We start from the raw sequence: 23,619 nt of genomic DNA, 5'->3' as shown, positions 1-23,619 counted from the left end.
CAACCCATAGAAGTTGAAATTTTTTAGATGAAGAAAATTCAAATGGTTGACCTTAAAGGTCAATATGACGAAATTAAAGACCTTGTAAATACGTCTATTCTTGAGGTTTTAGAAACAACAGCCTATATTAATGGTCCAAAAGTTCACCAATTTCAAAAGAATTTAGAGGAATATTTAGGAGTAAAGCATGTGATTCCGTGTGCTAACGGAACCGATGCTTTACAAATTGCTATGATGGGATTGGGCTTAAAACCAGGTGATGAAGTTATTACTGCCGATTTTACGTTTGCTGCAACCGTTGAGGTAATCGCTTTATTACAATTAACGCCTGTTTTGGTTGATGTAAATGAAGACGATTTTAACATAAACATTGAAGCCATAAAAAAAGCTATTACGCCAAAAACAAAGGCGATTGTACCCGTGCATTTATTTGGGCAATGTGCGAATATGGAAGCTATTATGGAAATTGCAAAAGCACATAATTTATATGTAATTGAAGATAACGCCCAAGCAATTGGAGCCACTTATACTTTTAAAAATGGTACAAAAGCGCAAGCTGGTACCATTGGTCATGTAGCATCTACGTCCTTTTTTCCATCAAAAAATTTAGGGTGTTATGGAGATGGCGGTGCTATTTTTACAAATGATGATGATTTAGCGCATATCATTAGAGGTATCGTAAATCATGGCATGTACGAACGTTATCATCATGATGTTGTTGGTGTTAATTCACGTTTAGACAGTGTTCAAGCAGTTGTTTTAGATGCTAAATTACCACATTTAAATACTTATAATAATAAAAGACAAGAAGCAGCAAGAAAGTACAACAAAGCATTTCAGGGGAATAAAAATATTATCACACCAAAAGTTACAAATGGTTGTGAAGAAATTTGCGATACTTGTGATTGTCACGTATTTCATCAATATACTTTGAGAATTTTAGGTTCTGATAGAGACGCCTTAGTAAAGCATTTGAACGAAAAAGGTATTCCGTGTGGCGTGTATTATCCAATTCCGCTTCATAAACAAAAAGCATATGAAGGTTCTAGGTATAATGAAGCAGATTTTCCAGTAACAAATCAATTGGTGAAAGATGTTATTTCATTACCTATGCATACTGAATTGGATGACGAACAAATAGAATTTATTACATCAACAATTATAAAGTTTATAAATGGATAAAATATTAGTTACTGGCGGTTTAGGCTTTATAGGCTCGCACACCGTTGTAGAATTACAAAACGAAGGCTATGAAGTTGTTATTATTGACGATTTATCAAATTCTTCAATTTCAGTATTAGATGGTATTACATCTATTTCTGGGAAAAAACCACTTTTTGAAAAATTAGATTTAAAAGAGAAAGCGGGTGTTGAAAATTTCTTTGCAAAACATAATGATATAAAAGGAGTTATTCATTTTGCAGCTAGTAAAGCGGTAGGTGAAAGTGTAAAAGAGCCTTTATTATACTACGAAAATAATATAAGTACATTAGTTTACATACTTAAAGAATTAAAAAAACTACGAGCAGCAAGTTTTATTTTTAGTTCGTCATGTACGGTTTACGGTCAAGCAGATGAGTTGCCAATCACGGAAAATGCACCAGTAAAACAGGCGGAGTCTCCGTATGGAAATACCAAACAAATTGGGGAAGAAATTATTAGCGACACCTGTAAAGTAACACCAAATCTTAAAGCGATTGCATTACGCTATTTTAATCCAGTTGGGGCGCATGAGTCCGTTAATATTGGAGAATTGCCAATTGGCGTGCCGCAAAATTTAGTGCCTTTTATTACGCAAACGGCTATTGGTTTAAGAGAACAATTATCTGTTTTTGGAGATGATTATCCGACCCCAGATGGAACTTGTATTCGTGATTACATACATGTAGTCGATTTAGCGAAAGCACACGTTGTGGCGCTTGGACGTTTATTAAAAAACAAAAATAAATCTAATTACGAGACGTTTAACTTAGGAACAGGTAAAGGAAGTTCTGTTTTAGAAGTTGTTAAATCTTTTGAAAAGGTTTCAGGTGAAAAATTAAATTATAAAATTGTAGGCAGAAGGGAAGGTGATATTATTTCTGCTTATGCAGATACTACAAAAGCCAATGATGAATTGGGTTGGAAAACAAAATTATCGTTAGATGATGCGATGCGTTCGGCTTGGAATTGGGAACAGAAAGTAAGAAGAAATAAATAATCTACTTTGAAACTATAAAAACAGAAAAGGCTGCCAATTAATTGGCAGCCTTTTCTGTTTTTAATAATATGAAGTTTAAAATAATGGCTGTTTTTTCAAACAGCTTTTTCTATATTATCACTTTTCTTTTTCTTTCTAAAACTAACAAGTACCAATATAATCATACCCGTTGTTACCGATAGATCTGCCATATTAAAAATGCCGGTTCTAAAAACCCCTCCTAAATCAATAAAGAAAAAATCGGTTACAGATCCATAAACAATGCGGTCGTAAACATTGGCTATACCACCGCCAATAATACTTGCAAAAGCAAAAAGAGACCATCTGTCTATAGAGCTGTCTTTTAAAATATGACGTAAAACAAACCCCAAAACAAGAATGGGTAAGATGAGCAATAAAATAATTCTAAGGGTTGGGTTTAAATCACTACCCATACCTAAAAATGCACCAGTATTTTCAACATTCATCATAATAAAAGTATCTCCAAGGATAGAGATACGTTCACTAGGTTGAAAATCGGTACGTGGTTGAATATTGTTTCTAACAAGTACTTTAGAAATTTGGTCGATAGCAATTGTAACAACAATTACTAATACTATATATATAGTACGTTTTGTAAATTTCATTATAAACTTGCTGAAGCAGTTTGAGCTTCTCTATCAATTTTCTTTACCAAGCCTTGTAAAACGTTTCCTGGCCCCACTTCAGTAAATAAAGATGCGCCATCAGCAATCATTTGTTGTACCGATTGGGTCCAACGTACAGGGGCGGTTAATTGTGAAATTAAATTCGCTTTTATAGCAGCTTCATCAATAACGGCATTTGCAGTTACGTTTTGGTAAATAGGACAATTAGGTTTGCCAAACGTTGTGTTTTCAATAGCAGCAGCAAGTTCTTCACGAGCAGGTTCCATTAAAGGCGAATGGAATGCACCTCCAACAGGTAGTACCAAAGCACGTTTAGCACCTGCTTCTTTCATGGCTTCACAAGCTCTATTAATTGCTTCAACTTCACCGGAAATCACTAATTGACCTGGGCAGTTGTAATTAGCTGCTACCACAATACCTTTCGTTTCAGCACATACCTTTTCTACAATAGCATCATCCAAACCTAAAACAGCAGCCATGGTGCTTGGTTGTAATTCGCAAGCTTTTTGCATAGCTAAAGCACGTTGTGATACTAATTTTAAACCATCTTCAAAAGTTAAAGCGCCATTAGCTACTAAGGCAGAAAATTCCCCTAGCGAATGGCCAGCAACCATATCGGGTTTAAAACCAGAACCTAGGGTTTTAGCTAAAATCACCGAATGTAAAAATATGGCAGGTTGTGTTACTTTGGTTTCTTTTAAAGCTTCAGGCGTTCCTTCAAACATAATGTCTGTAATGTTGAAACCTAAAATGGCGTTTGCTTTCTCAAATAATTCTTGAGCTAAAGGCGAGTTTTCATAAAGATCTAAGCCCATGCCTGTAAATTGTGCGCCCTGACCGGGAAATATATATGCGTTCATAGTTGGTTAATTTTTAAGTGATGCAAAAATAAGAATTATAAATTTAGTGATTATCTATGGTTTTAATAATTTTAGCAGGATTACCTCCGATAACCACATTGTCGGGAAAATTTTTAGTAACCACCGAGCCAGCAGCAACCACAACATTATTGCCTAAAGTAACTCCTGGACAAATGGTTGCATTGCCACCAATCCATACATTGTTTCCTATAGTAATAGAAAAACCTAACTCTTTACCACTATTTCTGGCTTTAAATTCCAAAGGATGTGTAGCTGTGTAAATCTGTACATGCGGTCCAAACATACAATTGTCTCCAATGGTAACTTGAGCAACATCTAAAATGCAGCAGTTAAAATTCATGAACAGATTTTTTCCTGCTTTAATATTGCTACCATAATCGCAATGAAAAGGCGGTTCTACAAATAAATTTTCACCAGCATTTTCAAAAATTTGATATAATATTTTTTGACGTACTTCTAAATGTAATTCGCTTAAATTATTGAATTTGTAAAATAATAATCGTACCCGATGGCGTGCTTTCGCCAATTCAGGGTCGGACGGATTGTACATGGATCCAGCCAACATTTTTTCTTTTTCAGTCATAAAAATAATTATAGATTTTTTATGGCAGCTTCGGCACAACGCTCCCCATCCATAGCCGCCGACACAATACCTCCGGCATAACCGCCACCTTCACCACAAGGGAATAAACCTTCAATTTGTGGATGTTCTAAATGTTCATTTCTAGGAATACAAACAGGTGATGAAGTTCTCGATTCTACCCCAACAATATTTGCTTCGGCGGTATAATAACCTTTCATTTTTTGTCCAAAAGCTTCAAACCCTTTTCGTAATCTACTACCAATTAATTTAGGTAAAAGTGAATGTAAAGGCGCCGAATTTAATCCGGGTTGATAGGAGGTCGGGTTCAAGCTTGCTGACAATCGACCTTCAACAAAATCAGTTAAACGTTGCGCAGGTGCTATCTGACTGCGGCCACCAGCGGTAAACGCCATGCGTTCTAAATTCTTTTGATATTCCAATCCTTTTAATGCACCAAATTGCTCGTATTTTGGTAAATCTTTGTTCACATCAATTTCAACAACAATACCAGAATTTGCAAATAAATTATTTCGTTTTGAAGGCGACATCCCATTAACTACTACTTCGCCATTAGCTGTTGCTGCAGGAACTATAAACCCACCCGGGCACATACAAAAAGAATATACTCCGCGCTCATTCACTTGTTGCACCAAACTGTATGAAGCGGCAGGTAGTAACTCATGTCTATCGCCGCTGCAATGGTATTGAATAGCATCTATAATATGTTGCGGATGTTCCACACGAACACCCATGGCAAACGATTTGGCTTCTAAAGCAATTTCTTTATTATGAAGTAAATAAAAAACATCTCGTGCCGAATGTCCTGTTGCCAGAATAACGCGGTTAGCAGGCATTTCTTCATTATTATTTAATTGAATAGTCTGTATTTTATTGTTTTTTATAATGAAATCTGTTACGCGTGTTTCAAAATGAACTTCACCGCCATATTTCAAAATGGTTTCCCGAATATTTTGTACCACTTTTGGTAGTTTGTTGGTGCCAATATGTGGGTGGGCATCCACCAAAATTTGGTCGGTTGCACCATGAAAAACTAAGTTTTCAAAAATTCTGCGAACATCACCACGTTTTAAACTTCGGGTATAAAGTTTTCCATCAGAATACGTTCCTGCGCCTCCTTCACCAAAACAGTAATTGGAATCTTCATTTACAAAATGGTCTTGGTTGATGGCTCTTAAATCTCTGCGGCGGTCTTTTACATTTTTACCCCTTTCTAAAACAATGGGTTTAAAACCCAATTCAATACAACGCAATGCGGCGTACATGCCTGCAGGACCAAAACCTATAATATGTATGGGTTTCGCTTTTGAAACATCTTTATATTCAAATTGATATTCGGATGTTTTAGGCAACACTTCACGAATATAAACAGCTACTTTATAGTTGAAGATGATTTTTGGTTTTCGGGCATCAATAGATTTTCGAAGTACTTTTACTCCTGTAATATCTTCCTTGTCAATATCAAGGATATGCGACGCTTTTTGCACCAAAATATCGCTACGTTCTTCTTCTTTAAGTGAAATACGAAGCTGAAGTTCTTTTATCATGTGGCAAAATTAGTGAAAATACCATTGGAATTATTCAATAACCAATGAAAGCTATTTATAAATTATGATTTTGAATAGTCTTCGTAAATGGTAGGTGTATCAATGGTGTTAATACCTCCTTCATGGATAATTAAACGGTAACGTAAAATAGTAGGTTGAATATTAGATAATGGTATAGGAGTCGCTCCGGGGTAAGGAAAAACCGCATTTTGCATACTGCGTTTAGCACGTAATATCCATTGGTTTGAAGGTTCTGGGTTTTTTGGGTGGCAAAGTATGGAAAGTCCTGCTTGTTTTCCTTCTTTGCCTAAAGAACCTGAAATATCCATCCAAGAATCGGCTTTAACTGGTAAATTGGTTGGAGTTACTTGTCCTTTAGAACTTGTAAATATAATATCGTCTGTGAGTTTAATTCTAGGTGAAAATCCACCATACCCTTTAGCATCTTCAGAGCCACCAATACGCATGTCTTCCTCTAAAGCAAGTATGGAAATTTCAATATCAATTTGGCGGTAATTTTTTTCCTTAGGATAGACTTTTATGGTAGTAGTTTCTTTAACCATGGGTTTTTCATTGCCATGGGTATCTAGCCATTGGTTCGATTTCCATAAAACTTCAGCTTCAATTGCTTTAGAATTATCAAGCTGTTTAAGTTCTTTTACAGAAGTTACATCCCAAGTAAAATTTTCAATTTCCCAACCATCACCCATGCGTTTAGCTCCAATATATAATTGATGCCATGCCCAAAAGATGCCTCTGTGATGTGGATGGTCTTCAGGGAAATCTTCGGTTAAAACTTCACTATCTAAAGTATAAAGTGGATGGATATAGTTTGTTCTTTTGTAAGTGTCATTTAAAGATTTTTCTGCAACTTGATAATTTAATATGCTATCAGTCCCCTCAACGAAAGAAACCATATCTGGTTTTATAACAACTTCAATAGTTGAAGGTTTTAGGTGCTTTTTAAAAAAATCATAGAGTTTGTTTAGTGCTTCACTTGTTTGAGGAACGGCATGTCCTGTGCCATAATTTATTAATGTTGAAGTGGGAATGTTAAGTGTGTCTAATTTGGATTTAAAATGTGTGATTTGGTCATGATAATAGGCATCATCATCTGTATTATAAAAGAAGAGCGTAGGAGCGGTTTTGGAAGATTCCACCAAATAACTAGCACTCATAGATTGCCATAAATCATAGTTTTTTTCTAATTTGCCCCAAGCCCATGGACATCTGGTTTCAAGATTTGAATCGCCATCATCGATAGTATTGTAAATTTGTGTATAGTCGAAAACTCCTGGACCTAGTGCTGCTGCTTGAACATCATCGGGAATACCCATGTTAAAACCTGCATTCTCAAATTCTGAAACTATTTTATCACCAACTGCCATTGCACCGGCAGTCGAACCACGTGAAAAACCATAAACACCTATTTTTCCTGAAAGTCCTAATTCAGAACTCATAGCACGTAAAGTGCGAATGGCAGACTTCACTTTTTGGGCTGTATCGGGATTGACTTGATACGATTTATAAGTGTCGTTTTTGCCGTTAGTTGGCTTGCCGCTTCCCCAAGGACAATATTTGGGATGGTCTGCAATGGCCCATGCCATACCGTGTGCGGGTGCGCCTTCTAAAAACGAATCGTTAAAACCTGCAAAAGTATAAGGGAGAAACATTCGGAAATTTTTATGTGCATCTGTTAGTCCCTTTTTGTCAGAATCGTAAGTTGCATAGCTGTTACTAAATGAAAACGATACTACCGTAGGTACGGTAACTTCGGTATTTGCAGGATAAATGATATCCATGTGTAGCATGTCTCCTTTAGTATATTCCGTGGGGGTGTTATAAACGGTTGGGTCGTCTTTAAAATAAGGTACATCGCGAGTTATTCTGTAACCTTCAAATAAAATATACGATTTAGAAGTTGAACAGGTTTTAATTCCGCAAAAATCACCAGAAGCAATTGCATTATTGATAGCAATGATGTCTTTGTTTATATTAGTTGGTACTGCTTTTTTGTTTTTAGCATAATCAAGTTCTATAACCCGGTAGCCTTGAGATAGCAACCATGCAACATCTTCAGTATTACTATTTCTTCCTATTTTAGCAAATCCTAAATTTTCAAGATATATAGCGGTTAGGTAATTACCTGTAAAATCTTTTATAGGGTTTTTTGGTTCATTTATTTTATAATTGATGTTGCTTCCTGTAACCTTACTAGCCCATTTTCCTGTTGAAGCACAAGATGTAATAGATAAAAATACTAAGGCAAAATAAAGGGTTAGTGCGTGTAATTGAAAATATAGGACTTTAAACATGTTGTAAAATTAATGAAAATAGCTGTTTGTTGTTTTAATCCACAAATCGAACTCGATTTTTTCCTAAAAGGGTTATTAAATCTTTTAAATCATAATACTTCAAAACCCCATAAAGCACATTGGTGTAAATGTCTTTTTGTAATGGATTTTCTAAATAGTCGTAAAATGATTTAATAGACCTAGAAATTTCAGTTTGAGTGATACGTTGGTCTAAATACGAAGCATGAATTGCTGTAGGCCCGTAGAGGCCATTGGCAATAAGTTTAATATTGCGACCTTTTAAATTAGGTGTTTCATTAATAAAATCGAGTAGTGTTATAATATCAACAACACGCTGTCCCATAATGGGTTTGCCAATATGCATACTTGCCATAGAATTTCGGTATTCCCAGTTCCAATATTTAGAGTCGTTGAGGTTGGAAGGATCGGCAGTTTCACCAAAACCCCGTAAATCGGCAAGAATTAAAATGGTTCCTTGGTTTATATATTCATCAATAAAACTTTCGTTTGAAAGTATATCATCTTTGCCGCTTTCATTTAGGTATAAAACAATATTGCTTTTTATATTGATGTTTTCAGGCATTAAAACGAGGCAGGGTACAGGCATTTCGCCCATACGATTTATTTGATATTTGTATAAGTCGTATTTTCTAGAAACATTAAATCCCGTTTGTTGAACATCGATAGCTTCTTTTGGAACTTCAATTCCTAGCAATTCTAAAACGGTTTTTTTAATGAGTGTATGGTCTTGTTTTAAAAACTTGGTTCTATGGTTTTTATAATTTTCAAACAGTTGTTTATGATATTCGGGCATTGAAACGTTATCAGAAATGGCAGTTATAACCTGTCCTGTAGAAGTGCATTTAAGATTATCAGTAGGAATTGAAATTCGTTCACCTTCAATTACTGGGTTACTATCATTATAGAACCATTTTTTAAACCAAGAAACCATAGCTTCTCGTTTTGGTTTGGGCATACCATGGCCCACTTCTGCAGAAAACATGCTCACCTTTTCTGGACTTTCTAATATATTATAGGCGGCTTTTAAATCTTTGAAGGCTTGTGTAGCACCCCAATAATCTACAAAGTCGTATTTTCCAGACATAATTAACACTGGTTTTGGAGCCATCATTAAAACAAAATCTGCAATTTCAAGTTGTTCTCTGCCTTCATAGGGTATGTGCTGGCAGCCATCGGAAGCGCCATAAGTTTCAAAAACTCTTTCACGTTGAGTGAAATAACTGCAAACGGTTGCTACTTTAATGCGTTGATCTAACCCTAACATATAAGAAGCTTGTGTGCCACCCCCAGAACTCCCAAAAATGCCTATACGGGTTTTGTCTATATCTGGGCGTGTTTCTAAATAATCAATCGCACGGTGATTATCCCAATATTCGTAAGCAGCTACACTAGTGCCAACTAAATTAGCGCCCATGTTTAGTATGGTATGTTCGGTGGTTGCGCCGCGAGTTAGGGACTTACTATTTTCGTCTACAAATTGAATGCGTTCACCTTGGCCAACAGGATCAACCACTAAAACAGCTATCTTGTTTAATGCCATTAGAATAGCGGCGCTAGAAGCTGGTGTTTTTCCACCTAATCCGTGTCCGCATAATGATAAACTTACTGGAAAAGATTCGTTGCCATCGGGCATGTATAGGTTTGCGGTTACATAGCGTTTTGGAAGGCTTTCAAAAATGATTTTTTCTATTCTAAATCCTTCAAATTGTGTCGTGCCAACAACTTGGGCATTCAGGTTACTTTTTTCTGGAAAGACGCTAATTATATTCTTGTATTTTTTAATGCAGTTGTCGAGATATTTTAATAAACTTTCTTTCGATTTTAAAGCTTCTGAAAACTTTTTGTCACGATTGCTATATTGTTGGTGTATATCGCACATTAGGTAATTGCTATATGCCGCATTCATTTGCCAAGATAAAGCATTTGAATTTGTTTGTGCAGTAGTTTTTATAAATAAAAAAGACAAACTAGTAATGAGTAATATTTTTAATAGTTTCATAGGATACCAATTGTAAATTCTTTCCAAATTACATAAAATTATTGAAGATTTTTAGTTGACTAGGGGTTACAATTAATGATAACGTTTTATTACCATAATAAAAAACAAGAGACTTCAATATGGGGAAGTCTCTTGTTTTTGGTTGCTATTATTAATCTGTAGTTATTTTTTGATGATTATTTGTTTGTGTACACCTTCATCGGTGTGTACGTTTAATAAATAACTTCCGGTACTTAAATTACTTATGTCGACAGTTTTATGGTTGCCTTCCATACTTTTAACTAAAGCGCCAACCATATTGTAAACTTTAATATGTTCTATTCTAGCCTGTGTAGTTATTTGAAACGTACTTGTTACAGGGTTTGGGTATAGTTTTAATTTAAGTGCTTCTACTTTTCCTAAACCTAATGTATTATACACGGTTTTTATATAGAATAGGTTAGCTGTAGCGTTTTTTGTGATTGAATGAGACCCCGCAGGAATATTACTTATAGTAACTATACCTGCAGAAGCAGTGTAATCTACATTATCAAGTTTTATTTTTCCAGAAAATGTACTGTCAAAAACTAATGTTAAACTAGATACCGCTGTAGTTGTATAGGTAATTGATGTTGCAGACTCAATTTTTAAACGTCTAGTTAAAGTTAAACCATCATAAGTCTCAGAACCGTTAGTAGAATTCATATTCCCCGAAATGGTATAGAATGAACTAACTTTTTCTGACACAGTGAAATTATGAATTTCCTCTCCTGTTGTGCTACCAGGAGGTACTGAAGTAATGGTCCCAGATTCTGATATAGGAGTGCCTGTAGCACCGGCTGTAGTAATGGTATAAGAAACTGTAGCTGTTGGTGTACCTGTAATAGTGATTGTTTTGTTTCCGGCATCTTTTACAAAATCAATTCCAGATGCAGGCAATCCACTTACTGTAGCATCATTGGCGTCTCCTCCCCATGTAAAAATGATTGTTTCCATAGCATCTCCTTCAATAACGTCTTGACTCGCATTACTTGTTGTTACGGTAAGGGTATGTGTACTTGGTACAGTTTCCCCTTGTATATAAACTAATTCAGTCTCGTAATTAATAAGTGCCGCTTTTAAAGCTGTGTTTACAGCATAAGAAGTATCATCTGCAGGCACAAAAGTCCAGTTGAAATCACCGCCATGCATGCGCCCTGAATATTGAATTACTTTTGCTTTTGCTGCTTCAGGGGTATCAGGAACTAAACTTCTAATATAATCGGTAGCAGATTTTGTGGCATCTGTATCAAAGTTATTATGTATGTTGGCCCCTTTATACGATTTTACAGTATTTGGTACCTGGTCACCACGGTTTGCTACTACATAAGCATCAAAATCTATTGTAGAACTAATTTTTCCAGGAATATTATATGCAGGATTTGGGTCTCCATAGGCAACAAAGCGCATAGAGTTAGTGCCATTATCAGCATCGAAAGTGTTGTTGAAAGCCTTGATAGTGCCACCATCTTCTCCGGAGAAAGTTCCTTGGTTATTTGGATCGTTTTGTTGAGTTGAGTTATTCCACACATCAGTACCTTGCATAGAAGTCATCATCGGGTTTTTGCTATTTCTAAAATAGTTTCCTTCAACAAATAAAGAGGATCCATTTGTAGAGCCTGATCCGTATTTTGAAATACCATCAAAATAGTTGTTGTAAACATGGGCAGAATAATAACGTACACGAGGATGGCGAGAATCGGAATGGTCATACCAGTTGTGATGGTAGGTAATATATAACTCAGTATCGGTTCCTTCGCTTAGTCCTAAAAGATTGCTTTTTCCTGAATCCCAAAAATGATTATATGAAAAGGTTACGTATTTGGATTTCTTACAGTCTAATGCACCATCACCTTTTGCTTGGTCGGCATCACCACCAGCATCACCATAAAAGAAATCAATGTTATGCACCCATACGTAATCATTATTTTGTTGCAGACCAATGTTATCGCCTTCACTACTATTGCAGTTCATCGAACCGATATTACGTATTTCAATATTCGTTGCATTTTTAACACGAATACCCCAACCATCGGCTACAGCATCTTCACCTACGCCTTCTAAAGTAATATGGCTTGAAGCATTATTTTTATTTTCTATAACAATATCACCGCCAAGCAAATAGCTAGGGTCGGTAATCTGTCCAATCATACGCACAATTAAAGGGCGTGTGTCGCTTCCTTTTTTAAAACCATCTAAAATAGTTTGTAACCCTACACACGGATTTGCATTAGCTCCTGTTACTACTAGAGATACGGTGTTCTTGGTTTCTTCGGTTATATAAAGAATAACAGCTCCTGTTTTAGGTGTGCCATCTAATTTGTAGGCGCCAGGAATTCTACCATTAGCAAACGCAAAACCATTACGGTCGTGTTCTAGAACAGTAATATCACCAGTGTTAGTTGCAGCACCTTCAACTCCAGAAACTACTGGCTTAACACCAATTGTGTATGTCCCCGCTGAAAGACCCAGTACATCGGCACGAAAATAAGCGCCGTAACTGCGAATAAGTGGGTTGTCAATTTTTTGGTTTACAGCACCATTTCCAGTGTAGTATACATTGTAGCTTTCGGCACCGGCAACTGGTTGCCATTTTACGTAAGCTGATTCTAACCAGCCACCAGCTTCATCAATTGTTACTGTTTGCGACCATACTTGAACCGAGGCAAGCAAGATAGTCATACAAAGTAATAGTTTTTTCATGATTTTAATTTAAGTGTTTATTTAGTTTGAGTTTAAAAATTACAATCATAAATAGCGAACTAAATTAGATATTGTAATCGATTGCACGAATTTATATTTTTTTTTAATTTAAAAAAATATTTTAACATAAAATCGTTGAAATACATATGAAAAAATGGCAACAAACTCTTTTTGTAGTCTTTTATGTATGTAAATGATTACTAAACAATACTTAATATTTAAAAATAGAAGATGTTATTTTTAAATATTAAGTATTGTTTGTCAAATAGTTGGCTTTGTAACGAGGTGCTTTGAAAAAAAATATGCCAAGTAATAGTATAGTGTTAATTTGATTCAGAATGAAAGTTTGTGATTAGAATAAAATCGATATTCAAGTTACGCTCTTACATAAGTTAGAAATGTAAAATCGAATTCATTTTTATCATCTTTTTTATAAAAAACTGAATTTGTTTCTTTCCAAATTGAAGCATCTACTTTTGGGAAAAATGTATCGGCAGGAAACGACTCATGTACACGTGTTAGCTCAATTTTATTTGCAACTAAAATAGCTTGTTTGTAAATTTCGCCACCACCAATTACATAAGGTTGGGGGTCATTTGCACAGGCTTTGATAGCATCTTCTAAATTGTGAACCAATACAACGCCTTCTGGAACTTTATAATTTGAATTTCTAGTTATTACGACATGAGTTCTGTTTGGTAATGGTTTTGGGAAGCTTTCAAAGGTTTTACGCCCCATAATGATATGATGCCCACTAGTTAGCATCTTAAATCGTTTTAAATCATCGCTTATGTGCCAGATTAATTTGTTGTGCTTGCCAATGGCATCATTTTCGGCGGCAGCCACAATTATTGTAAGTTCTTGTTTTAAAACATTAGAAACTTCTTTTTTTTGAGTTGAAGTTATTTCTTTAGGGAGTTCTTGTTTGAGTTTTTCAATACGAACCTGTTGTTTAGCAACTAGCTTGTTAAGTTGTTGTTCTTCCCAGGCTTTACCCATAAATTTATGGGTGATAAAGACATTGAATAAGTGATAAACAAATAAGAAGAGCCAGAAAAAAATAGCGTAAACAAACCAATTTAGTTCAAATATTTTGAAATTTTTACCAATACCTAAAATGGTATTAGCAATTATTAAAAATACAGCACCAATCAAAAAAACAACAAAATGAATGTATAATCGTTTTTTTTGGTTGATGCGTTTTTGTGCGTTTTGAATAAGTTCTAACTGGTCTTTATCTATTTGTGGAATGTCTTTCTTTTTGCCGAACATAATGATTGAAAATATGTGTAAAGTTAATGCTTTTTAGCAATTCTTAAAGATATATTTAGAATCTTAATAAATATGAATTCTCGAAAATGTTCTTAGGTAAAAGTGCCTGAAAATCAATAGAGAACAGGGATTTGGCATTGATAATAATACAATTAATACACTGTAATTTTTGTCAACTTTAAATTTTTATGAATTGATATTATTAAATTGATAATTCTTTGTTGTTTAATACGTTAAATGTTTAGGTGTGAGAAATTGTTTTATAAATTTGCATCATAAAACAACACAAAAAAATTAATTATGGCTATTACGAAACAATATTTAAAAAGCAAACCAGTTTGTAAAGTAACATTTTCTATACTAGCAGAAGATGCTAAAAAGGTATCTGTTGTAGGAAGTTTTAATGAATGGAATGCTAAAGCAACACCATTAAAAAAATTAAAGAATGGTACTTTTAAAGGTGCTGTAGATTTAGATCAAGACAACTCATATGAATTTAAATACTTAGTAGACGGTGCATTTGTTAATGATGATGCTGCCGATGCTTATGTATGGAACGATTTTGCTTCTGCTGATAACAGTGTGGTAAATGTTTAGTTAAATCCTGAACTAAACAAAAAGCGCTTTCATTTTTTTGAAAGCGCTTTTTTTATATAGCTACCACACCTTTAATATGTGGATGTGGATCATAATCTATCAATGTGAAATCTTCAAAAGTAAAGTCGAAAATATCTTTAATTTCGGGGTTTAATATCATTTTAGGAAGTGGCCTAATATCTCTAGATAGCTGTAATTCCAATTGCTCATAATGATTGCTATAAATATGCGCATCGCCAAAAGTGTGAATAAATTCTCCAGCTTCATAGCCACAAACTTGCGCCATCATCATGGTAAATAATGCATACGATGCAATGTTAAAAGGTACCCCTAAAAAGATGTCGGCACTACGTTGGTATAATTGGCACGATAGTTTTCCTTCGGCAACATAAAATTGAAAAAAAGCATGGCAAGGCGGTAATGCGGCCTTACCATTGGATACGTTTTCACTGAAACTTTTAGAAGTGTCTGGTAATACTGAAGGATTCCACGCAGAAACCAACATGCGTCGGCTATTCGGGTTATTCTTTAAGGTGTCAATAACTTCTTTAATTTGGTCGATTTCATCACTGTTCCAGTTGCGCCATTGGTGACCGTAAACAGGGCCTAAATCACCATTTTCGTCAGCCCATTCATTCCAAATACGTACGCCGTTTTCAGTAAGATATTTAATGTTGGTATCACCCTTTAAGAACCAAAGTAACTCATAAACTATTGATTTCAGATGCAGTTTTTTGGTGGTTACCATTGGAAATCCTTCACTTAAATCGAATCGCATTTGATAACCAAAAACACTTTTTGTGCCAGTACCGGTACGGTCTCCTTTTTCATTTCCGTTTTCTAAAACGTGTTTTACTAAGTCGTGATATTGCTTCATTTATTAATCTTTTCTCCGGAAATAAAAATATAAAAAGCATTAAAATTTCATGCTTCAAAACCCAATATATTATTATAAAGTTATTAACTAAAATTGAAAGGTTTCTGTAGATACAGAAGTGAATTATCCAATAATCATTCCAGCAATAGTAGCAGAAACTAAAGATGCAATACTACCGCCAATTAGTGCCTTCATGCCAAATTGCGATAAGGTTTTTCGTTGCCCTGGAGCTAACGAACCAATACCGCCAATTTGAATGCCTATAGAAGCAAAATTTGCAAAACCACAAAGCATATAGGTGGCCATGATTACAGATTTTTCGTAGTTAAGATGCATAGCGTTTGATATGTTTTTTAAATCGGCTAATTGAATATAAGCAACAAATTCACTAGCTGCTAATTTTATACCAAGTAGTTGCCCCATCATAGTCATATCTTCTTTTGCTACACCAATGAGCCACATTAAAGGAGCAAAAATAGTTCCTAGAATAAATTCTAGGGTTAGTCCATCTTTGTATGAGGTATTATTTGCTATAGCATCATTCAACGAGGTAAAGTGCCAATTAAAATAGGCAATACCTTCAAAGCTAGCCAAACCTCCAAGAATTCCATTAATCATTGCAATAAAAGCAACAAAAACCAAAAGCATGGCGCCAACATTTAATGCTAATTTCAAGCCTTCAGTTGTTCCGTTTGAAACGGCATCAAGAATATTTGTTCCAATTTTTTCTTGTGAAACCTCTACTTCAGAATTTATTTTTTCTGTTTGAGGATATAGTATTTTAGAAATGATAATAGCACCTGGTGCTGCCATAACCGATGCCGCTAAAAGGTGTTTTGCGTAAAACAATCTAAGGGTTTCATCTTCTCCGCCTAAAAAGCCAATATAGGCAGCTAATACAGCTCCAGCTACAGTTGCCATACCACCAACCATAACCAAAAGCATTTCAGACTTATTCATTTTTTCTAAATAGGCCTTTATCAAAAGAGGAGCCTCTGTTTGACCTAAAAAAATGTTTCCTGCGACACTTAAGCTCTCAGCACCAGAAATTTTTAGGATTTTCGATAAAGTCATAGCCATCAGTTTAACAACCCATTGAATGATTCCTAAATAGAATAATAAAGATGTTAATGCAGAGAAAAATATAATAGTTGGTAATACTTGAAAGGCAAAAATAAACCCAAAAGTGTTCATATCTGAAATTAGCCCTTTAAACAGGAATTCACTACCAGATTTAGTGAATTCTAATATTTGAACAAATCCTTTACCTATAAAATCAAATAAAGCTTGTATAAAAGAAACCTTTAGAACACCAATGGCAATTAATATTTGAAATGCTAAACCAACCCCAACAATTTTCCAATTAATAGCTTTTCGATTGCTGCTAAATAAAAAGGCAATAAAAATTAAGGAAATCATGCCTAAAGCACCACGCCAAAGGCTATTTATTGAAAAACCTTGACTAGGTATTATAGGTGTTGATTCTAAATAGGTTGTTTCAATTTGGTTTTCTGGTGTGTTAACTTTTAAGGAATCAATGGAATTGTGATGTAAAGAAGATAGTTCTGTTTTATTATTTAAAACAGTATCTTGATCGGTGGTTTCATCTTTGTCTTGAGCTACTAATGTTGATGTAAATATGAATAAAATCAGTGCAATAGACAAAAATATTTTTTTCATAAAGAGGCGGAGTAGTAAGATTCTTTATTCTCGTTTTGAAATTTCGTCACGAATATGTGCAGCCCTTTCATAATCTTCATTTGCAACGGCTTCATCTAATAATGTATTTAATTCTTGTAGTGTTTTTCCTTTTAAATTTTCGCGTGGTGCATTTGGCTCCAGTTCGTTGGCAATTAACTCATCCATTAATACACTGTCTTGAGCATCCTCCTCTTCATTCTCTTTTTTCGGATTAACTTTTAAATAAATACCGGCTTTATCAAGTATGTTTTTATAAGTAAAAATAGGGGCGTCAAAACGGAGCGCCAGCGCAATAGCATCACTGGTTCTGGCATCAATAATTTCTTCAATTTTATCGCGTTCGCAAATTAAGCTCGAATAAAAAACGCCATCTACCAATTTATGAATAATCACTTGTTTGACAATAATATCAAATCGGTCGGCAAAATTTTTAAATAAATCGTGTGTTAATGGTCTTGGAGGTCGAATTTCTTTTTCTAATGCGATAGCAATAGATTGAGCTTCAAAAGCACCAATAACTATGGGTAGTTTTCGGTCGCCATCTACTTCGTTTAAAATCAATGCGTAAGCGCCGTTTTGGGTTTGGCTATAGGATATTCCTTTTATATTTAATCTTACTAAACTCATAAATTTATAAAAACGCAAAGAACCGTTTAAATTAGGACTTTACCAACTGCAAAAGCAGATTTAAAAATATAATGCTAATTTAAGCAGTTCTTTAGACAATACAATTTATAAAAAAATAATTTATTGTTGCGCTTTAAAGGCTTTTAATTTTTCAATTAACCTGGGTACTACCGTAAAAGCATCTCCAACAACGCCATAATCGGCAGCTTTAAAGAAAGGCGCTTCAGCGTCTGTATTAATAACTACTTTTACTTTTGAAGCGTTTATTCCTGCAAGATGTTGAATAGCTCCCGAAATACCTATAGCAATATATAAATTGGCAGCCACAGGTTTTCCCGTTTGTCCAACGTGTTCACCATGAGGTCTCCAGCCTAAGTCGGAAACTGGTTTAGAGCATGCTGTTGCCGCACCTAAAACAGAGGCTAACTCTTCAATCATGCCCCAATTTTCTGGACCTTTTAATCCACGGCCTCCAGATACTACTATTTCGGCATCGGCAATACTTACTTTGTTTGAGACTTTATCAACCGATTCTACTTTTACGCCTAAATCTGAAATTGTAGGCGAAAACTCTTCTGCGGAGGCGTTACCACTTTTTTCTACTAAACCAAAAGAATTATTGGATACGCCAACAATTTTCGTATCGGTGTTAATAGCGGTTATTTCAAATGCTTTATTTGTAAATGCAGTACGTTTTACTGTAAAAGGCGTTGTGCTTGACGGGGCTTCAATAACATTTGAAGCGTAGCCTGCATTTAAACCTACAGCTAAAAGAGGCGCCAAGTATTTGCTATTGGCACTTGAACTTATTACAATAACTTTTGAAGCTTCTTTTTCGGCTGCTTGTTGGATTGCTTCGGTATAACCTTTAGCGTTAAAGACGTCTAATGGCGTGCTAGATACGTTTAATACTTTATCAACACCATAATTCCCTAATTCAGATGTGTTGTTGGCATTTATAGCAATGGCTGTAACCGTAGTGCCTAATTGGTCGGCAACCGCTTTGGCATATGAGGCAACTTCAAAAGCTACTTTTTTAAATTTTCCTTGTTCTGATTCTGTGTATACTAAAACTGACATAATGTTTTTAATATTTAAAATTTCAAGCACCAAATCCCAATCTTTGTTTTGGATTTTGGATTTTGATTTGTTGGAATTTATTTTAAATAACTTTTGCTTCGTTGTGAAGTAAGTTTATTAATTCATCTAAATTATCTGGAGACACTAATTTTACCGCACCTTTTGGAGCTGGTTTCTCAAATTTCACAGAAGTAGTTTCGTTATTGGCATCAACAGGTTCTAAAACTGTTAATGGTTTTTGGCGCGCCATCATAATTCCTCGCATGTTTGGGATGCGTAAATCGCTTTCCTCAACCAAACCTTTTTGCCCGCCTATTACTAATGGTAAAGATGTTGATAAGGTTTCTTTTCCACCGTCAATTTCTCTAATGGCTATTGCATTATTTCCTTCAATTTCTAAATTAATGCAATTATTTACAAAGTTTGCGTTAATTAATCCTGCAATCATGCCAGGTACCATACCACCGTTATAATCTATAGATTCACGACCGGCAATAACTAAATCATATCCGCCATCATTTACCACATTAGCTAATTGCTTAGCTACCGAAAATCCGTCAGTAGCAATAGTGTTTACGCGTATAGCGCCATCGGCACCAATAGCCAAGGCTTTGCGTAAGGTAGGCTCGGTTTCTGGACCTCCTACATTAACAACAGTAACATGGGCACCTTGTTTTTCTTTAAACCACATGGCGCGTGTTAAGCCAAATTCGTCGTTTGGGTTTATTACAAATTGAACGCCGTTGGTATCGAATTTTGTGTCACCCTCGGTAAAATTAATTTTAGATGTGGTGTCTGGAACATGACTAATGCACACTAATATTTTCATAATTATGATGTATAAATTTATTGAGGTTACGAAGTTAATTATTTATTCTGAATATTTACTATGCATGCATAGTAAATTTTAGATAATTCTTTTAAAAAGGTATCTCATTTATTGTTATTTTTGCAATTCGAATTAAAATATATTTAATGAAGACAATTCAATTTAGAGAAGCTATTTGCGAAGCAATGAGTGAAGAAATGCGCAGAGATGAAAGCATTTACTTAATGGGTGAAGAAGTAGCAGAGTATAATGGTGCGTACAAAGCATCAAAGGGAATGTTAGATGAATTTGGACCAAAGCGTGTCATTGATACACCGATTGCCGAACTTGGTTTTGCAGGAATTGCAGTAGGTTCAACCATGACAGGAAACAGACCAATTGTGGAATACATGACCTTTAACTTTTCTCTTGTTGGTATTGACCAAATTATAAATAATGCCGCAAAAATTAGACAAATGTCTGGTGGACAGTTTAAATGTCCAATTGTTTTTCGCGGTCCAACGGCCTCGGCAGGACAATTAGGTGCAACACACTCGCAAGCTTTTGAAAGCTGGTTTGCAAATACACCAGGTTTGAAAGTAGTAGTGCCATCAAACCCATACGATGCAAAAGGGTTGTTAAAAGCTGCCATTCGTGACGACGATCCAGTTATTTTTATGGAAAGCGAGCAAATGTATGGCGATAAAGGTGAAGTGCCAGAAGGTGAATACATTTTACCTCTAGGTGTTGCCGATATTAAGCGTGAAGGAACGGATGTAACTATTGTGTCTTTTGGAAAAATTATCAAAGAAGCTTACAAAGCAGCCGATGAATTGGAGAAAGAAGGTATTTCATGTGAAGTTATCGATTTACGTACTGTACGCCCTTTAGATAAAGAAGCTGTTTTAAAATCGGTAAAGAAAACTAACAGATTGGTTATTTTAGAAGAGGCATGGCCATTTGGAAATGTATCTACAGAAATCACATATTTTGTTCAAGCTGAAGCATTCGATTATTTAGACGCACCTATAGTAAGAATAAATACAGCAGATACACCTGCGCCATATTCGCCTGTTTTACTTGAAGAGTGGCTGCCAAATAAAGACGAAGTTATCAAAGCTGTGAAAAAAGTATTGTATAAATAAATAAACATTTTTTACGTTATATAAACTTCATTAGCATGATTGTTAATGAAGTTTTTTTGTATTATGAACCCAAAGCTACTATTCATATTTTTCTTTTTCGGAATCTTTTCAATCTTCGCACAGACTAAAGTAAGCGGTTATGTGTTTGATGAAAACAATTTACCTGTTTCATTTGCCAATGTTATATTCAAAGGCTCAACTCAAGGTACTATTACCGATGAAAACGGTAAGTTTTATTTGGAATCTACTGATACTTGGAATGCATTAATCGTTTCTTTTTTAGGTTACGAAACTTTAGATGTTCCTTTAACTAAAAAGGTGAATTACGAATTAAAGTTTATTCTTAAAGAAGCAGCTGCTGAATTGAGCCAAGTATTTATTGTGGCGGGTAAACAATCTAAAAAAAACAATCCAGCTATTGATTTGCTTAGGAAAATTTGGGAGCACAAACGTAAAAATGGCTTAAAACATTTTAAACAATACGAATACAACAAATACGAAAAAGTAGAATTCGATATTAATACCATTGATAGTGCCCTTATAAAAAGCAAACTGTTTAGAGGTATGGAATTCGTTTTTAATGAAGTAGATACCTCACGGGTTACTGGTAAAACCTATTTGCCCATTTTTATTAACGAAGCCGTTTCAACAGTTTATGGAGATAACCTTATTAATAAAGAAAAGGAAGAATTAAAAGGCAATAAAAATTCTGGCTTTAGCGATAACCAAATAATTATTGACTTTGTGGATGATTTATATTCAGATTATGACATCTATGATAATTATCTAAAGTTTTTTGATAAGAGTTTTGTAAGTCCGCTGTCAAGAACAGGAATTGGCACATATAATTACGTGCTAAAAGACAGTGCTTTTATAGAGAACAAATGGTGTTACAATATTATTTATTATCCGCGTCGTAAAAACGAACTTACTTTTAAAGGCGATTTTTGGGTTGCCGACACGACCTATGCTATTAAAGAAATAAAACTTCAAGCATCAAAAAGTGCTAATATTAACTGGATAAAAGAAATTTACATTGAACAAGAATTCGATGTTTTAAACGATTCTATTTTTCTTGTAAAGCGCGATTATATGATGAGTGATTTTGCTTTTAATAAAAAGGAAAAATCAAGAGGTGTTTATGGTAAGCGAACCACATTGTACGACAATTATAAATTTGATATTGAGAAGAACAAGAAGTTTTACGAAACTGAGGTTTATAATTACGATAAGGATGTGTACGATCGAGACGATAGTTTTTGGTCCCAAAACCGTTTGGAAGCTTTGAATAAAGATGAAAAAGGGGTTTACAAAATGTTAGATACTTTAAAAACCGTAAAAAAGTTTAAAAGACTTTATAATTTGGGAAGTATTTTAGCCTCTGGATATATTGAGTTTAATGAATTACCTTTAGATTATGGCCCTATTTTTTCCACTTTTGGATTCAATGAAGTGGAAGGTTTGCGTTTGCGTGCAGGTGGGCGTACTTACTTTGGGAAAAATGACCTATGGCGATTGGAAGGCTTTTTAGCTTATGGCTTTAATGATGATAAATTTAAGTATGGTGTTTCAGGAAAATGGTTGATTGATAAGAAAAACCGATTTATTATTTCAGGAGGTAATAGGCGTGATGTAGAACAAATAGGAGCAAGTTTAACTACCAGTACCGATGTGTTAGGTAGAAGTTTAGCTTCTTCATCGGTTGTTGGAACGGGCTCAAACGACAAATTAACCTCTATAAATTTAACCAGTTTAGCCGTAGAAATAGAACCTTGGAGAAATCTTGTTTTTAGATTGGGAGCAAATTACAGAACGTTAGCATCGGCATCTCCAACCTTTAGTTTGGATTATAATACACCAACAGGTATTGAATCTGAAATTAAGCAATACGAATCTACTTTTTCAGTATCTTATTTCCCTAAACGAAAAATGACAGGGTTTGGTGTAGAACGTTATAATGCTAATGATGATTATGCGAATATTTTTGCACAAGTAAGCAGAGGTGATAAACGTTTTTTTAGTAGTGATTTTAATTATACCAAAGTTCAGTTTTCATATATTCAACCTTGGCAAATAGGGGGTTTTGGTAGACTAACAACTACTATTGAAGCAGGTAAAACTTTTGGAGATGTACCGCTTGGGTTGTTAAGTGCTATTCCGGGAAATCAGTCGTATTTTTCAATATATAACACATTTTCTCAGTTAGATTTTTACGAATTTGTTTCTGATACTTATACTTCGTTGCAATTAGAGCATAATTTTAATGGGCGTTTCTTTTCTAGAATTCCATTCTTAAGGAAATTAAACCTTCGTGAAATTGTAAGCATCCGTGGCGTTTGGGGTGATATTTCAGATGAAAATATTGCATTAAATACCACTGCAAACCCCAATAGTATTCCTTTAATTGCTCCAAGCCAAAATATGTATTACGAGTACAGTTTTGGGGTTGGTAATATTTTTAAAGTATTTAGAATAGACTTTAATTTTAGAGGTAATTATTTAGATGAAGTTAAAAACCCTAATGCCCGTAAGTTTGGTGTTACAGGATCTTTTGGCTTTCATTTTTAGAGTTTTTTTTAA

18 protein-coding genes are annotated in these 23,619 nt (G+C 34.8%); 5 read left to right on the top strand and 13 right to left on the bottom strand.

Features of this window, described 5'->3' with window-relative positions:
• Positions 1–27: 27 nt before the first annotated feature.
• Positions 28–1,182: a DegT/DnrJ/EryC1/StrS family aminotransferase gene (locus VP395_RS13350; protein WP_346242520.1), complete on the top strand. Its 1,155-nt coding sequence runs from the start codon at positions 28–30 to the stop codon at positions 1,180–1,182.
• A complete protein-coding gene (galE, locus tag VP395_RS13345) occupies positions 1,175–2,200 on the top strand; it encodes a UDP-glucose 4-epimerase GalE (protein ID WP_346242519.1) in 1,026 nt (341 codons plus the stop codon). Before VP395_RS13350 ends, galE begins: the two co-directional genes overlap by 8 nt.
• Positions 2,201–2,295: 95 nt before the next feature.
• Here the strand turns inward: galE and lspA are convergent, their stop codons facing one another.
• The 8 genes from lspA to VP395_RS13305 all read right to left on the bottom strand — a co-directional run bounded on the left by lspA (position 2,296) and on the right by VP395_RS13305 (position 14,204).
• Positions 2,296–2,826 carry a signal peptidase II gene (lspA, locus tag VP395_RS13340; protein ID WP_346242518.1) on the bottom strand — a complete coding sequence of 177 codons (531 nt, stop codon included), beginning with the start codon at positions 2,824–2,826 and terminating at the stop codon, positions 2,296–2,298.
• Positions 2,826–3,707: an ACP S-malonyltransferase gene (gene fabD, locus VP395_RS13335; protein WP_346242517.1), complete on the bottom strand. Its 882-nt coding sequence runs from the start codon at positions 3,705–3,707 to the stop codon at positions 2,826–2,828. Before fabD ends, lspA begins: the two co-directional genes overlap by 1 nt.
• A gap of 43 nt (positions 3,708–3,750) precedes the next feature.
• Positions 3,751–4,311, bottom strand: a complete 561-nt coding sequence (locus VP395_RS13330; protein WP_346242516.1) for a sugar O-acetyltransferase — start codon at positions 4,309–4,311, stop codon at positions 3,751–3,753.
• A gap of 8 nt (positions 4,312–4,319) precedes the next feature.
• The gene (locus VP395_RS13325; protein WP_346242515.1) at positions 4,320–5,876 is read right to left on the bottom strand and encodes an NAD(P)/FAD-dependent oxidoreductase; all 1,557 of its coding nucleotides are present in this window, start codon (positions 5,874–5,876) and stop codon (positions 4,320–4,322) included.
• Positions 5,877–5,938: 62 nt separating this feature from the next.
• Positions 5,939–8,191, bottom strand: coding sequence for a DUF6807 family protein (locus VP395_RS13320; RefSeq protein ID WP_346242514.1), 2,253 nt, complete (start codon positions 8,189–8,191; stop codon positions 5,939–5,941).
• A gap of 34 nt (positions 8,192–8,225) precedes the next feature.
• Positions 8,226–10,211, bottom strand: a complete 1,986-nt coding sequence (locus VP395_RS13315) for an alpha/beta hydrolase family protein (RefSeq protein ID WP_346242513.1) — start codon at positions 10,209–10,211, stop codon at positions 8,226–8,228.
• A 162-nt stretch (positions 10,212–10,373) separates the two neighbouring features.
• Complete coding sequence (locus VP395_RS13310) at positions 10,374–12,932, bottom strand: pectate lyase family protein (RefSeq protein WP_346242512.1); 2,559 nt, start codon at positions 12,930–12,932, stop codon at positions 10,374–10,376.
• 375 nt (positions 12,933–13,307) lie between these two features.
• Positions 13,308–14,204: a dihydrofolate reductase gene (locus VP395_RS13305; protein WP_346242511.1), complete on the bottom strand. Its 897-nt coding sequence runs from the start codon at positions 14,202–14,204 to the stop codon at positions 13,308–13,310.
• A 300-nt stretch (positions 14,205–14,504) separates the two neighbouring features.
• Here VP395_RS13305 and VP395_RS13300 point away from each other — a divergent pair, with 300 nt between their 5' ends.
• Positions 14,505–14,801 carry an isoamylase early set domain-containing protein gene (locus VP395_RS13300; RefSeq protein ID WP_346242510.1) on the top strand — a complete coding sequence of 99 codons (297 nt, stop codon included), beginning with the start codon at positions 14,505–14,507 and terminating at the stop codon, positions 14,799–14,801.
• 52 nt (positions 14,802–14,853) lie between these two features.
• Here the strand turns inward: VP395_RS13300 and VP395_RS13295 are convergent, their stop codons facing one another.
• From VP395_RS13295 to VP395_RS13275, 5 genes are all read right to left on the bottom strand, one after another.
• Positions 14,854–15,678, bottom strand: coding sequence for a thymidylate synthase (locus tag VP395_RS13295; RefSeq protein ID WP_346242509.1), 825 nt, complete (start codon positions 15,676–15,678; stop codon positions 14,854–14,856).
• Between the two features lie 123 nt (positions 15,679–15,801).
• Entirely contained in the window at positions 15,802–17,358 is a 1,557-nt protein-coding gene (locus VP395_RS13290; protein ID WP_346242508.1) for a NupC/NupG family nucleoside CNT transporter, read from the bottom strand.
• A gap of 24 nt (positions 17,359–17,382) precedes the next feature.
• Positions 17,383–18,006, bottom strand: a complete 624-nt coding sequence (locus tag VP395_RS13285; RefSeq protein WP_346242507.1) for a bifunctional nuclease family protein — start codon at positions 18,004–18,006, stop codon at positions 17,383–17,385.
• A gap of 120 nt (positions 18,007–18,126) precedes the next feature.
• Complete coding sequence (locus VP395_RS13280; protein WP_346242506.1) at positions 18,127–19,086, bottom strand: electron transfer flavoprotein subunit alpha/FixB family protein; 960 nt, start codon at positions 19,084–19,086, stop codon at positions 18,127–18,129.
• Between the two features lie 82 nt (positions 19,087–19,168).
• A complete protein-coding gene (locus tag VP395_RS13275; protein ID WP_346242505.1) occupies positions 19,169–19,915 on the bottom strand; it encodes an electron transfer flavoprotein subunit beta/FixA family protein in 747 nt (248 codons plus the stop codon).
• A 146-nt stretch (positions 19,916–20,061) separates the two neighbouring features.
• Here VP395_RS13275 and VP395_RS13270 point away from each other — a divergent pair, with 146 nt between their 5' ends.
• Both VP395_RS13270 and VP395_RS13265 read left to right on the top strand, forming a co-directional pair.
• On the top strand, positions 20,062–21,039 hold the full coding sequence (locus VP395_RS13270) for a pyruvate dehydrogenase complex E1 component subunit beta (RefSeq protein WP_346242504.1): 978 nt from the start codon (positions 20,062–20,064) through the stop codon (positions 21,037–21,039).
• A 63-nt stretch (positions 21,040–21,102) separates the two neighbouring features.
• Positions 21,103–23,607, top strand: a complete 2,505-nt coding sequence (locus VP395_RS13265; protein ID WP_346242503.1) for a DUF5686 and carboxypeptidase-like regulatory domain-containing protein — start codon at positions 21,103–21,105, stop codon at positions 23,605–23,607.
• The last annotated feature ends 12 nt before the right edge of the window (positions 23,608–23,619 follow it).

The sequence above is a fragment of the Mariniflexile soesokkakense genome, assembly GCF_039650365.1.
Taxonomy (GTDB): domain Bacteria; phylum Bacteroidota; class Bacteroidia; order Flavobacteriales; family Flavobacteriaceae; genus Mariniflexile; species Mariniflexile soesokkakense.
The sequence above is the reverse complement of the archived record's forward strand: the minus strand, read 5'-3'. Positions and strand labels throughout refer to the sequence as shown.